General features: G+C 59.0%; 10 protein-coding genes and 1 pseudogene. 9 read left to right on the forward strand and 2 right to left on the reverse strand.

Features of this window, described 5'->3' with window-relative positions:
* Positions 1-43: 43 nt before the first annotated feature.
* Positions 44-798, forward strand: a pseudogene (locus M017_RS26910) (IS5 family transposase); the annotation flags it as partial.
* 467 nt (positions 799-1,265) lie between these two features.
* Here the strand turns inward: M017_RS26910 and M017_RS0119310 are convergent.
* On the reverse strand, positions 1,266-2,195 hold the full coding sequence (locus M017_RS0119310) for an HDOD domain-containing protein (protein WP_031499799.1): 930 nt from the start codon (positions 2,193-2,195) through the stop codon (positions 1,266-1,268).
* A gap of 52 nt (positions 2,196-2,247) precedes the next feature.
* Here M017_RS0119310 and M017_RS0119315 point away from each other — a divergent pair, with 52 nt between their 5' ends.
* From M017_RS0119315 to M017_RS0119335, 5 genes are read left to right on the forward strand one after another with little or no spacing between them, the layout of a single operon-like run.
* Positions 2,248-2,988 carry an ABC transporter ATP-binding protein gene (locus M017_RS0119315; protein WP_031499800.1) on the forward strand — a complete coding sequence of 247 codons (741 nt, stop codon included), beginning with the start codon at positions 2,248-2,250 and terminating at the stop codon, positions 2,986-2,988.
* A complete protein-coding gene (locus M017_RS0119320; protein ID WP_155121498.1) occupies positions 2,979-4,598 on the forward strand; it encodes a hypothetical protein in 1,620 nt (539 codons plus the stop codon). Before M017_RS0119315 ends, M017_RS0119320 begins: the two co-directional genes overlap by 10 nt.
* Entirely contained in the window at positions 4,595-5,410 is an 816-nt protein-coding gene (ftcD, locus tag M017_RS0119325) for a glutamate formimidoyltransferase (protein WP_031499802.1), read from the forward strand. Before M017_RS0119320 ends, ftcD begins: the two co-directional genes overlap by 4 nt.
* Positions 5,410-6,279: a lipoyl synthase gene (lipA, locus tag M017_RS0119330; protein ID WP_031499803.1), complete on the forward strand. Its 870-nt coding sequence runs from the start codon at positions 5,410-5,412 to the stop codon at positions 6,277-6,279. The genes ftcD and lipA overlap by 1 nt, the downstream gene beginning before the upstream one ends.
* Positions 6,280-6,297: 18 nt before the next feature.
* On the forward strand, positions 6,298-7,482 hold the full coding sequence (locus M017_RS0119335) for a ribonuclease H-like domain-containing protein (RefSeq protein WP_051670510.1): 1,185 nt from the start codon (positions 6,298-6,300) through the stop codon (positions 7,480-7,482).
* On the opposite strand, the gene M017_RS0119340 is transcribed toward M017_RS0119335, so the two are convergent.
* Entirely contained in the window at positions 7,439-10,735 is a 3,297-nt protein-coding gene (locus M017_RS0119340) for a transglutaminase family protein (protein WP_031499805.1), read from the reverse strand. The genes M017_RS0119335 and M017_RS0119340 overlap by 44 nt on opposite strands.
* A 610-nt stretch (positions 10,736-11,345) precedes the next feature.
* On the opposite strand from M017_RS0119340, the gene M017_RS0119345 reads away from it, so the two are divergent.
* From M017_RS0119345 to M017_RS29760, 3 genes are all read left to right on the forward strand, one after another.
* The gene (locus tag M017_RS0119345) at positions 11,346-12,323 is read left to right on the forward strand and encodes a hypothetical protein (protein ID WP_031499806.1); all 978 of its coding nucleotides are present in this window, start codon (positions 11,346-11,348) and stop codon (positions 12,321-12,323) included.
* Between the two features lie 167 nt (positions 12,324-12,490).
* Positions 12,491-12,652, forward strand: coding sequence for a hypothetical protein (locus tag M017_RS29460; RefSeq protein ID WP_155121499.1), 162 nt, complete (start codon positions 12,491-12,493; stop codon positions 12,650-12,652).
* Positions 12,653-12,841: 189 nt separating this feature from the next.
* Positions 12,842-13,165 (forward strand): peroxiredoxin family protein, encoded by a 324-nt coding sequence (locus tag M017_RS29760; RefSeq protein WP_031499808.1) that lies wholly within the window; start codon positions 12,842-12,844, stop codon positions 13,163-13,165.
* The last annotated feature ends 54 nt before the right edge of the window (positions 13,166-13,219 follow it).

Genomic DNA, 13,219 nt, shown 5'->3' on the forward strand with positions numbered 1-13,219 from the left:
GCGTCAGGTACGATCCTAGAGGCTGTAATTCACTTTTGAGACGCTGAAGGGCTGGCGCCTTCCCCCCGAAGCCCGAAAGCGATATCCGTCCGACGTGAGCGATGAAGAATTGGGCCTTTGTGTCAGGCTACCTGACATTGCTGGATGAAGCCGCACCACGCGCAACCATGATCTGAGAGAGGTCTTCAACGGGCTGCGCTACATCATCAGAACGGGAGCCTCTTGGCGTTGGATGCCGAATGATCTGCACCCTGGGAGGTGGTTGATCAGCAGGCGCAGCGTTGGATTCAAGCGCAGGTGTTTGAAGTCATGGTTCAGGACCTGCGAGAGGTATTGCGCTTGCGGGAAGGGCGCAAAGCGCAACCGGGCGCGGCGATTCTCGATAGCCGTACCTTGCAGTCGACGCCGGAACGCGGGGCGCGCGGTGGCTACGACGGAGCCAAGAGAAGAAAAGACACTATTGCCGTAGATACCCTGGTCCATCTGTTGGCTCTCCATGTCACTCCGGCCGCTGAGCAGGATCGAGCTCAAGTGAGTGCACTGGCCGCTCAAATCCAACTGGTGACGGGAGAGGATGAGGGTGATACCGGACAAGTGGCAGCTGAGGCGGCCCAACAACACGGGATCGAACTGGAAGTCGTCAAGTTACCGGAGGCCAAGAAGGGTTTTGTCCTGTTCCCGCGGCGCTGGGTTGTGGAACGGAGTTTCGGTTGGACCATCCGCTTTCGCTGTCTCGCCCGTGATTTCGAACGCCTTCCTCAAACCGTTGCCGGACTCCACTTCCTCGCTTTCGCCTGCCCCTTCCTCTTCGCCTGCCCCTTCCTCAACCGCGCCTTTCTGGATCTAAGTGAATTACAGGCTCTAGCTGTTGCGTCCTTGATCGCGCGGTTCATCTGTTCGACTTGGCCGTTGGTCCATGGATGCCTGATCTTGGTGAGCTGGTGTTCGATGGGGTTTGCGGCGACGCATGTCGAACATGTGGCAATGTAGCGTGGCCAGGAATGCAGATGCTGATCTCGGTGATACGGACCTCAGCATGTAAATAGCCCATCGGGTATGTCTTGAACTTGCGCTCCGGACGAAAGGAATCTTCCACCAGTCCACAGTGCCGTGCATCGGATTTCTCAAGATACTGCTTTCGAGACGATGATGGCTTCTCTCGTCTCGAAACGTCAGGATCGGCGGGGAAATCGAAGTTCTCAAGTGCAGCCTGCTTCTGGCGCGTGAGGAAAACTCGGCGCGCCACGCTTGGCGGCAAAGAAGAATTAGAAGAAGGCGCGAATCGCGTCGTACTCGGTGTCAAATTGCTCAAGGAGCTTGGGGGCAACGGCGTGAAAGCCAAACATCTCCAGCGCGGCCAGCGCATTGGCCCGGGACGGCTGTGCTGGACCTTCCGCAGGCAGAACATGTAAGCCCAGGTGATGAGCAATGACATCGGCAATGAAGATCAGCCGGCCGAGGAGAATGCCTTTCACGGGCGTAGCAAGTAGCGCGGCTTCTTCCTCCGGCTGATGGTGGAACTCTACGCCACGTACGATGTCTTCCGGAAGATTCCACGCTTTGAGTGTCATGGCGGAGAGCTCCGCGTGTGTGAAGCCGGTAACTTTTCGTTCGCAATCGATGAGAGAGCTTTCCTCTTCGCTACTGAGCTTCAGAATCTCCAGAAACTGTTCGGGCAAGGCGGCTGCAATCAGGAGTTTGCCATAGTCATGCAGGAGTCCGGCGAGAAAAGCACCTTCGGGGTAGGAGCAATCACAGTGTTGCGCCAGGAGGTCGGCCATCAGCGCAACGGCTGCTCCATGCAGGTTGAACTTCGCCATGGACCAGGGGGTTTGGGTGCGTGTGCTTTGCCAGAGGCGGGCAATCGAGAGGCTGAGCAGAAAGTTTCGTAGCCGGACAATACCGAGGACACTCACCGCATGGGAGATCGAATTGATGCGGCTCCGGCGGGCCATCGCTGCGCTATTGACCAGACGGAGCACATGGCCGCTGAGTACAGTATCTTTTTCAATCAGACTCGCCAACTCACTAAACCGGACATCCTCACTGGCCAAACTGGCGAGGAGGCGGTTCAGGATCGGGGAGAAGGCGGGCAAATTGTTGAGAACGCGCTGGAGCTTTGGTCGATAGAGCAATTGCTTGTTTTCGACGCTCAGGATATCGGACTCCTTGTCGGCGATCGTGATGAGCTCCACTCTGGCCTTATCGGAACTGGGTAGTGGAACTTGAAGGGGGATAATACAAAAAGTGTTAGCCATCGAGATTAAGAATCTGAGAAAAACCTATGGCGCCAAGGCGGCGGTAGACGGTTTGAACCTGTCGGTGCCGCAAGGATGTTTCTACGGTTTTCTGGGTCCGAATGGCGCCGGAAAGACGACGACCATCAAGATGATGATGGGCGTGGCGCAACCGAGTTCTGGCGAGATTCTTCTGCTGGGCGATTCGATCGAGAAGGCTCGTCCGAACCTTGGTCTTGTGCCCGATGAATCACTGCTCTTTGACAATCTGACGGGGCCGGAGTATCTCGAGTTCATTGGCCGTCTTTATCGCCTCGAGCGGCCTGTCGCGCAGGAACGGGCGAAAGAACTGATTGAGTTTTTTGAACTCGGGGGCGCGGGCCGGAAGTTGATTGCCGAGTATTCCAAAGGCATGCGGAAACGTGTGGCGATGGCGGCCGCACTCATCCACCGGCCGAAGTTGTTTCTGATGGATGAGCCCTTTGAAGGCGTCGATGCGGTGGGGGCGCGCTTGATGAAGGACTTGCTGCTCGATCTGGTCAAGGGCGGCGCGACGATCTTTCTCACCTCGCATGTGCTCGAAGTGGTGGAGCGGCTCTGCGACCGGATTGCAATCATCCATGAGGGCAAACTGGTAGCAGAAGGAACTTTGGATGAATTGCGGCAGGGTGGGGAGTCGGAAACGCTGGAAGACCTGTTTGTGCGCACAGTGGGCGAGACGCATCGATCGGCAGACCTTTCATGGCTATAAAGGCAATCCTCTGGGCTCAGTTCCGGACCCTGGTGAACTTTTATCGCAAGCCGCAGATGGGCGGGTATTGGGTCGGTACCATCGTCATGGCGATCTGGTACCTGATGGTGGCGGCGCTGAGCGTCGGTGTTGCCTTTGCGCTCGGCTCAGTGCATCCCAGCCGGGTTCCGAAACTGGAATCGTTTGTTACTTTCGGTTTGCTGGCAGCCTTTCTGTATTGGCAGGTGGTGCCGGTTTTTCTCGCCTCCACCGGCATGTCGCTCGATTCACGCAAGCTCATCGTCTATCCGGTGCCACACAATCAGCTCTTCCTGATAGAGGTCCTGTTGCGCCTCTCGACGGGAATCGAAGTCGTGTTGTTTTTGACCGGCGCGTTTGTCGGTTTACTCTCCAACGCGGAGATTCCAGTCTGGGCGCCTTTTACGCTCCTGATCTTCCTCGTCTTTAACCTGTATCTCTCGGCGGGGATCAAGGATCTGGTGGCCCGGATCATGGAGCGAAAGGGAATTCGGGAAATCGCGGTGTTGTTGATGGTGGTGGTGATGGTGAGTCCGCAGATGATTGCGCTGCTGGGCTTACCGCAAGGCTTCAAAGAGGCTGTGATGGGCTTCAATCAGTCGTTCTTGCCTTGGGGGGCGGCGGCCGGGTTGGCCTTGGGAAGACAGCCGCAAGTGCACCTGCCACTGATGCTGGGCTGGACCGTGTTGGCGATCTGGTTTGGCCGCCGGCAGTTCGAGCGCGGACTGCATTTTGATGTCGATGCGGCGCGTGCCGATGCCGGGCATGGGGGAACCACTTCGGGGCGGGGCTGGGTCGGGCTGCTCTTTGAGTGGCCGCGCCGCATTTTTCCCGATCCGCTTGCCGCACTGGTGGAGAAAGAGATGCAGAGCCTGGCGCGGAGTTCCCGCTTCCGGCTGGTGTTTTTCATGGGCTTCACCTTTGGTCTGGTGGTTTGGTTGCCGCTTGTTTTCAGCCGTGAGATTGCGACGCCAGGCGGCGTGATGCAGCGAAATTTTCTCACTTGGATCAGTGTGTATTCGGTGATGATGCTGGGGGAGGTGGCGCTGTTCAATCACCTTGGTTTTGATCGGAGCGCTGCGCAGTTGTACTGGGTTGCGCCGGTGAAATTCCGGACGGTGCTGCTGGCGAAAAACATCACCGCAAGTGTCTACATCTTTCTAGAACTCGTTCTGGTGACTGGTGCCTGCCTGTTGCTGCGGCTCCCGGTTGGGGGCGTTCAGATTGCGGAGGCCTTTGCCGTCACCGGCGTGCTGGCGATCTTCTTCACCGGTCTGGGGAACATCGGGAGCGTCTATTACCCGCGGCCTTCGAATCCGCAAAGCTCTTGGCGGGCGCGGCAAGGTGGCCAGTTCCAGGTGTGGATGTTGTTGGCCTATCCGGTGTTGGGGATTCCGATTGGGCTGGCCTATCTGGCTCGCTATGCCTTTGAAAGTGAGTGGGCCTTTTTTGGGGTGCTGACGCTGAACGCCGTACTTGCCGCTGTGTTTTACCGAATTGCGATGGATACGGCCGAGCGCGGAGCCCAGGAGCGCAAAGAGCAGCTTCTCGCAGCGCTGAGCGTGGGCGAAGGTCCGATTGGCGCTGCATGATCGTTGAGTGCGTTCCGAACTTTTCAGAAGGCCGCAATGCCGCCACTCTCGATGCGATTGCCGCGGCATTGACCGGAGTGACACTGCTCGGGCGCACGGCGGATGTTGATCACAATCGCAGTGTGTTTACCCTTGCTGGTGAGGCGAAGGCTGTGCTCGATGCTGCCGTTCGTGCGGTGGGCGTTGCGGTGGAACGCATCGATCTCACGCAACAAGTGGGCGTCCATCCGAGAATTGGCGCGGCTGATGTGGTCCCTTTCGTCCCCGTGCAGGGGGCGACGATGGAGGACTGCATCGAGATTGCCTGGGAAGCCGGAGCAGAGATCTGGCGGCGCTTCGGCGTGGGGGTTCACTTTTATGAAGCGGCGGCAAAGGTACCAGAGAAGCGGCGTCTCGAGGTGGTGCGGCGCGGTGGCTTTGCTCCCGATTTGGGTGCCCCGCATCCAACAGCCGGTGCCACGGTCGTCGGCGCACGGCATTTTCTGATTGCCTACAACCTGAACCTGACAACAAGCGATGTTGCAATTGCGAAGGCGATTGCAACAAAGATCCGTACGAGTTCCGGTGGCTTGCCTTGCGTGAAGGCCTTGGGTTTGTTTCTGGAATCGCGGGGCATCGCACAGGTGTCGATGAACTTGACGGACTTTGCCGTCACCAGCGTAGATGAGGTTTATGCGGCTGTTGAGGCAGAAGCCGCCGCATATGGAGTGGGGATTCTCGAGCCGGAACTGATTGGATTCATTCCGCGCGCAGCGGTCGGACGGCAATCGTTCCGGCCTAATCAGATCCTCGAGGATAAACTAGGAATATAGTGCTTGTATCCATTGAGCCTGCTCGTCCGACACGGCCCGCCTGGTTGAAGGCTCCCGCGCCGGTTGGCGATAACTACCGCGATCTGAAACAACTGGTCACCGATCTGAAACTGCATACCGTGTGTGAAAGCGCGGCCTGCCCCAACATCGGAGACTGCTGGAATCGCAAGACCGCGACCTTCATGATTCTGGGCAATGTCTGCACCCGCCGCTGCGGATTCTGCGCCGTGCAGAAGGGCGCGCCGCTTGAGGTCGACTATGACGAGCCGCGCCGCGTTGCCGAAGCCGTCTCGCAGATGGGCCTGCGCTTTGCCGTCATCACCAGCGTGAACCGCGACGATCAGGCCGATGGCGGCGCTGGCGTATTTGCGGCAACGATCCGCGCGATTCGCGAACGTGTGCCGGGCTGTGGGGTCGAGGTGCTGGTGCCCGATTTTCAGGGTTCGCATGCGGCGATGGATATCGTGGTCGAAGCCCGTCCCGATGTGCTGAATCACAACACGGAGACCGTGCCGCGTTTGTACAAACAAGTCCGGCTGGGAGCGCGCTTTGAGCGCAGTCTCGAGATGTTGCAGTATGCCAAGCGCAAGGCGCCAGAGATGCCCACCAAGAGCGGCCTGATGCTGGGCCTGGGGGAGACGCTGGAGGAGGTTCGCGAGGCAATGCGGGCCTTGCGCGCGCACGATGTCGATATCGTCACACTTGGCCAATACCTGCGTCCTTCGAGCAAGCATTTGCCGATTGTGCGCTATGTGCCGGTGGACGAGTTTGCGGCGCTGAAGAAGTATGGCTTTGAGCTCGGTTTCCAACATGTGGAAAGCGGCCCCTTAGTTCGTTCTAGCTATCACGCCGACGAAGCCGTAAAATAGGCGAAGAGATCACGAATATTGGCGACGAGTCTGCACGAGCAGCTTGCCCTTTTGCGCAAGCGCATCCAGAAAGTCGAGGCCCGTTTTGCTCCGGCCACTGAGCCGGAAGACGCGTCTTGCCTGGGAGGCGCGGAAGTAGAAACGGCGTTGGGCAAGCATTGGGAACTGACTCGCACCTATCCGCATGAACATCTGCATGGCAAACTGCCAGTGGAACGCTTGCGGGACTTGTCGGCGAAGCCTTGGGTCTATCTCGATACGGAGACGACGGGACTGGCCGGGGGCGCCGGGACGATGGCGTTTCTGATCGGCGCGGCCAGTGTCGAAGAGGACGGCTTCGTGATGCGGCAGTGGTTCATTCGCGAGCATGGCGAGGAGGCAAGCGCGCTGTCGTCGCTGGCCGAGTATCTGACTCGCTTTGACACTCTGGTGAGTTACAACGGCCGGAGCTACGATCAGCCGCTGCTTGAGACGCGCTATACGCTGTCGCGGCAACGCACGCCGTTCAGCCGCATGGAGCATCTGGACCTGTTATACGGGGCACGCCGGCTTTGGAAGCTTCGCTATGAATCCTGCCGCCTGGTGGAGCTGGAGCGCCAAGTGTTGGGGCATGAACGGGTGGGGGATGTGCCGGGCGAACTGATTCCGCAGTTGTACTTTGAGTACTTGCGCACGCGCCGGGCGGGGAAGCTGAAGCCTGTCCTCGAGCACAATGCGCTGGACATCCTTTCGCTTGCCTTTCTCGCGGCGATCATTCCGGCGGTGTTCGACGATCCGCGCGCTTGTTCGCTGGGCCATGGTGCGGAGCTGAGTGGGGTGGCGCGCTGGCTGGTGTCGCAAGACCGGCTGGACGAAGCCGCAGAGATGTACAGGCGGAGCATCGATGCTCCGATGGGTGACGAACTGCTGTTCCGTGCGCTGTGGGAATGGGCGCTGGTCGAAAAGAAACGCGAGAATGCGGCGGGAGCGCTCAGTATCTGGAGCGATCTGGCGCGCAGCAAGAACCCTTATCGTGCCGAGGCGCTTGAGGAATTGGCTAAGTATTACGAGCACACGGAGAAGAACCTGTTCATGGCGCTCGAATGCGTGGTGGAGGCCGAGGCGCTCGGGAAGACCATGGAACTCCGCCATCGCCGCGAGCGCCTCGAACGGAAACTCGCTAAACCCAGCGAAGGTCGAGGGTTGTGGGGAACTCGGGGTTGATGCGAAGTTCCGGGATTTCGACTTTGCCCGTAGTGCCGCTATAAGCGAGGAAGCGCGCCGCACGGCGGGCCTGGGCCTCGTTTGCGTTGACCGGGAAGGTGTCGTAATTGCGTCCGCCGGGATGGCCGACATGATAGATGCAGCCGCCACGCGAGAGCTTGGTTTCGGTATTGATCAGATCGAAATGGAGCGGCGTGTGGACCTTGATCGTAGGGTGCAGGCACTTCGGCGGCTGCCAGGCACGGTAGCGGACGCCGCAGACATATTCACCTTTGACGGCGGTAGGGCGTAACGGCAGACGGCGTCCGTTGCAGGTGACCACAGTGCGCTCGCCAGTCAAGTTGCGGACGCGCACCTGCAGGCGCTCGACGGAGGAATCGACAAAGCGCGTGGTGCCGCCCGCGCTGCCCTCTTCACCCAGGACATACCAGGGTTCGATGGCCTGCCGCAGTTCGAGCTCAATGCCATCGTAGGTGACGGTGCCGTAGACGGGGAAGCGGAACTCGAAGTGAGGCGCGAACCAGGAAGGGTCCATGGGATGGGGGAGTGTAGCGAGCACTTCGGCGAAATCCGTTTGGACAAAGGCAGGCAGCAGGAACTGGTCGTGCAGCCGCGTGCCCCAGCGGATGGGGTTTTGGTGATAAGGATGATTCCAGAAATGCGATACCAGGGCGCGGATGAGCAGTTGCTGGGTGAGGCTCATGCGCGCGTGCGGCGGCATTTCAAAGGCACGCATCTCGAGCAGACCCAGGCGGCCAGTGGCGGAATCTGGCGAATAGAGCTTGTCGATGCAGAACTCGGCGCGGTGGGTGTTGCCGGTGACGTCGACCAGAAGATTGCGAAATAGACGGTCTGTGAGCCAGGGGAGATAGCGGTCTTCGAGGCCGTGGGTGTCCAGTTGCTGGCAGGCGATCTCCAGTTCGTAAACCGCATCGGGACGCGTTTCGTCGACGCGCGGGGCCTGGCTGGTGGGCCCGATGAAGGTGCCCGAGAACAGATAGGACAGCGAGGGGTGGTTGAGCCAGAAGAGGACGAGGGAACGGAGCAGGTCGGGACGGCGCAGGAAGGGGGAATCGGCTGGTTTGGCGGCGCCCATGACGATGTGATTGCCGCCACCGGTGCCGGTGTGGCGGCCGTCGAGCATAAACTTCTCAGCGGCCAGACGGCAGTGCCGGGCCTCGTGGTAGAGCTGTGTGGTGCCGTAGACCAGATCGCGCCAGGAGGCGGCGGGGTTTGTGTTCACTTCGATGACGCCAGGGTCGGGAGTGACCTTGAGGCTACGGAGGCGATGGTCAAAGGGCGGCGCATAGCCTTCGATGAGGACAGGCAGATCGAGTTTGCCAGCGGTTTCTTCGACGGCGGCGATCAGCTCAACGTATTCGGCTGCGCTTTCAACCGGGGGCATGAAGATATGCAAACGGCCGTGCCGAGGTTCGACGGACAGCGCGGTGCGGACGGTGGCGTCGGGTTTTGCGGAAAGTGTCTGCTCGCGAACAATCTGCCGGGGCGGGCTTTGGAGGAATTCACCCCAGAGCCCGATCTGCGGCGGACCCTCGGAAATGGGCAGTGGACCGCGCGGCGCCATTGGGTCGATCTCATAGATCTTTCGGATACTGGAATCGGGTTCGTTGGGAAGACTTTGCAGCGGCAGCCGGTAGCCCACCGGCGAATCGCCTGGCACGAGGAAGAGGTGGCGGGCGCGGAGCAGCCAGAGTCCGCTTTGCCAGGCAGGGCCGTCCTTGGTTTCCAGCTTTTGTAAGGGGAGGACGAAGCCGGACGGTGTGTCGAGGCCACGCTCGAAGACGCGGCGGAAACGGTCGCGCTCTTCGGGGTTGGCCAGACGGTTGTCGAGCGGATCGACGTTGATCGGCAGTTGGCGTTCCTTGTGGACCCATTGGAGAGGATCCTCATAGGCGGCGATGACGAAGTCCGGGGAGATGGTGAGGCGTTCGGCAAGCGCTTCGGCAAAGCACAGCGCCTCGCCGGTGCCGTGCCCGTAGTTCTGTTCGGGGTTGGCGATGAGCCGGTCGTCCTGCCAGAGCGGGGAGCCATCGCTACGCCAATAGCAGGTGAAGGCCCAGCGGGGCAAGGTCTCTCCCGGATACCATTTGCCTTGTCCGTAATGGAGCAGGCCTTGGGGCGCGACAAGAGAGCGGAGGCGGCGGATGAGTTGCCCGGCGCGGCGTTCCTTTTCAGAGCCAAGTGCTTCGGTATTCCACTCCGGACTATCCATGTCGTCCATTGAGACAAAGGTCGGTTCGCCTCCCATGGTGAGGCGGATGTCGGCAGCCTCGAGATCCTGATCGACCTGCTCGCCCAAGGCGTCGATGGCCTGCCACTGCTCGTCGGTGTAGGGTTTGGTGACTCGCGGATCTTCGTGGGCGCGCGCGACGCGCATGAGGTGTTCGAATTCTACCTGACTCGGGCTAACCAGACCGCTGACCGGGGCGGCTGAGGCAGGCTCGGGAGTGGCGGCGAGCGGGATGTGGCCCTCGCCGGCATAGAGACCGGAGGTGGGGTCGAGCCCGACCCAGCCGGCGCCGGGTAGATAGACTTCTGTCCAGGCATGGAGGTCTGTGAAGTCTGCCTCGGGGCCAGACGGGCCGTCGATCGACTTCTCGTCAGCCTTCAGTTGGATGAGATAGCCGGAGACGAAGCGGGCGGCGAGGCCGAGATGACGGAGGGTCTGGACGAGCAGCCAGGCCGTGTCGCGGCAGGAGCCGCTGCGCAAGGTGAGGGTTTGCTCGGGCGTCTGGACGCCGGGTTCCATGCGGATGGTGTAGCGGATGAGGTTCTGGAGGCGGGAATTGAGGTCGACGAGAAAGCTGGCGCTGAGGCGGGGACTGAGGTCGATGGAATCCACAAAGCTCTGGAGTGCGGGCGTGATTGGGTTCGTTTCGAGAAAAGGACGGAGTTCGCGGGCGAGTGATTCTTCGTAGTGAAATGGGAAATTTTCGGCGTACGGTTCGAGGAAAAAATCAAAAGGATTGATCACGCTCATGTCGGCGTGCAGGTTGACTTCGACGGAGAAGTGGGTGGTGGGTTCGGGGAAGACCAGCCGGGCGAGGTAGTTGCCCTGCGGATCCTGCTGCCAGTTGATGAAGTGGTTGGCGGGCTGGATCTTCAGGGCGTAACTCAAGATTGGAGTACGGCTGTGCGGAGCGGGACGGAGCCGGACAACCTGAGGCCCCAGCGTGACGGGACGATCGTAGTTGTAGCTGGTGCGATGGTGGAGGGCTACGCGAATTGCCATGGTGGTGGTTCCACGATTTTGGCATGATCGGCGTAGGCTCCGGCAGTATTTGCCCCGGTGGGGCTGTAACGCTAGCTACAGCTTGCGTGTCCGCAACTGCAAAGAATATCGGCCGTCTGGGCCTGCCCTTCGCAGAAGGTGCTGCAGTATTTACTATTTGGCACTGCCTTGCATTTGCAACTTGGGTGAGCGCACTTCTCTGATTTCTGTTCCATGAGAGGATCTCCTGCACGGAAGATTGCGCCGGACGCCTACCTGTTACCGGATCCTTGGGGGGCCAGATACTGGATAGAATTACAAGATGTGTTTGCGAGTGTTTGTTGGAGGTTGGGTTTGAATCGTAGCGGAATCGCACTTATTTTTTGTGTCTTTTTGAGCGCGGCACTCTTCTTTTTATATTCGGCTCCTTTGAGTTTGCAGCCCGATGATGTGATGAATACCTGGGTTCATTCCATTCCACGATCCTGGGGTACAGAGATTCGCAATCTGTTCACTTTTGAGATTCCACTCGACCGGTCGACGGCCGCCTTGTTCTACCGGCCGATGTATGAACTGTTTGGCTTTCAGCCGCTTCCGATCCGGATTTATCTCGCAGTGTTGCAATCTGTTTGTGTGGTTCCTGGTGTTTCGTTGCCATGCCTCGGAGCTGACGGCTCTTCTTTGCATGATTGCGGTGGCCTATTTCCCGCAAATGCAGGATGCATATTTTGGGGCACATATTGTCTATGACACGTTGGCGAGCTTGTTTGGCTGGGCCGCCTATGTTTGTCTGAAGCGCGCCGGGAATCGCTACCAATTGGTGATTCTGGGTCTGTTTCTTTATCAGCTTGCATTGGGAGCGAAGGAAGTGAGTGTGTGCATTCCTTTTGTGTTTCTGTTCTGGAAGGACTGGCGGAGCGCTCTGTTGCTTGCACCACAAACGATCTGGTATCTGGTCCGGAAAAGCGCGATGACGGCCAATGGCGGCTACTCGCTCGAGTTCAGCATAGATCGTCTCCATCGGAATTTGTCGTGGTATCTCGGGTGGGTTAGCGACTTTACGATTCTCGATGCTGCTTGGTGGCAGATTGCGATCGTGGCGAGTTTGCCGCTGCTGTTGGCGCTACTGCTGCGGGACCGGCGGCCACTGCTGGGTTGGTGGTTGATTCTGGTGGTGAGCGGGCTGCTTCTGTTTGCTTACAAGCGGAACATCTACGTCTTTTTCATTGCGGTTCCTGGACTGGGATTCTGCCTGCTGCCCTTGCTCGAGAAGCTGCAATCCCTTGGGCGGCCGGTCTGGGTGCCGGCGATGCTTTGCTATTGTTTGCTGATTGCTTTTTGGAATGTGCAGCGAGGGGAGAAGTACCGGGTGCCGTTTTATCTTGATTCGGCGCCGGTGCGAGAAGTGATGGCATCGGAGCAGTACCGCAAGCTGCAAGTGCCCGCGGGGGGATTGGTCGTGGTGGAACAGGATTCGTTTCCCTTTGATGATTACAATTTGCAGATGCTGTTGAGTTTGAGGATGCACGATGAGCGCTTACGAGTGGTGCGGTTGAAGTATCATCCAATGCCTGCAGAGAAGGTAGATGCGGTGGTTCGGTTTCCTTAGAGACGTCTCTGTTCTTACGGAGAGCACTTTCTGAAGCGGCGGGCGATGGTGATTCTGCGCGCTGCGGAGAGTCCTAAGATATTGGGCAGGAGCCAGTCGATGAGTCTTCGTTCCCTGCTTGTGTTGCTCTTGCCGCGGATGAGGACACTGCTCGCAAAGAGAAGCTCATGAATCAGCTTGTGAGCGCAGAGTTGGATCGTCGAGACGGCCGCGTGCTTGATCCTGGCCGATTGAGCTATGTCCATCGAGTTGCCAGCCAGGTGGGGGGCCTCGATGTCGAGTTTCGAATCAGTCGTGGTGTCGAAGCCTCTACGGAGGCAGTCAGTTAGAGGTTGGTGTACCTCAGCGGTGCGCTCTTGTTGCGAGTTTCGAATGAGACTGAGCTTGCAGCCCTTCTCGCGCATGTACTGGCGCATGGAGACCGTAAGATTGGTCGGATGCCGGAGTGTGTCTTGACGTCGCCGATCACGTTTGTCATGAGGCGTCGGGAATCGGAAGCGAGAGCACAGAGAGTGGCCATGGAGTTGTTACAGTCTTCTGGCCATGACCCTACGGCGTTAACGGTGCGGTTCTCGAAGCCTCAATTTGCGAATGCGTTTGTGCAGGAAGACTTGTTGGCGTTGGGCACTGGAACGGCGCCTGTTCTCGCGGTAGTTCTGGATCGGTCAGAATTTGGAGCGCAGTGGGAACGGCTGCGAGATCATCTCGGACGAAAGATGAGAACTCTCTTTGACAGCCCCAAGCAGGTGGCGCGCAAGGCCTATGAAGTGGATAGCATTCCGACGCTGGTGGTGATTGATCGCGAGGGCATTGTGCGCGGTGGAAACGGGCATGAGTGCTGAGGCAGAGGACACAGTGCGAGCGGCGTTGCGGAAGCTGGGCGTGAGGCTTCCTTG

This window comes from Bryobacter aggregatus MPL3 (genome assembly GCF_000702445.1).
Lineage (GTDB): Bacteria > Acidobacteriota > Terriglobia > Bryobacterales > Bryobacteraceae > Bryobacter > Bryobacter aggregatus.

What these genes read in the sequence shown, in the direction of transcription:
- M017_RS0119320 (WP_155121498.1), top strand. Translation starts at nt 2,979, where the DNA reads ATGGCTATAAAGGCAATCCTCTGGGCTCAGTTCCGGACCCTGGTGAAC.
- ftcD (WP_031499802.1), top strand. Translation starts at nt 4,595, where the DNA reads ATGATCGTTGAGTGCGTTCCGAACTTTTCAGAAGGCCGCAATGCCGCC.
- M017_RS0119340 (WP_031499805.1), bottom strand. Translation starts at nt 10,735, where the DNA reads ATGGCAATTCGCGTAGCCCTCCACCATCGCACCAGCTACAACTACGAT.
- M017_RS29460 (WP_155121499.1), top strand. Translation starts at nt 12,491, where the DNA reads ATGAATCAGCTTGTGAGCGCAGAGTTGGATCGTCGAGACGGCCGCGTG.
- M017_RS29760 (WP_031499808.1), top strand. Translation starts at nt 12,842, where the DNA reads ATGGAGTTGTTACAGTCTTCTGGCCATGACCCTACGGCGTTAACGGTG.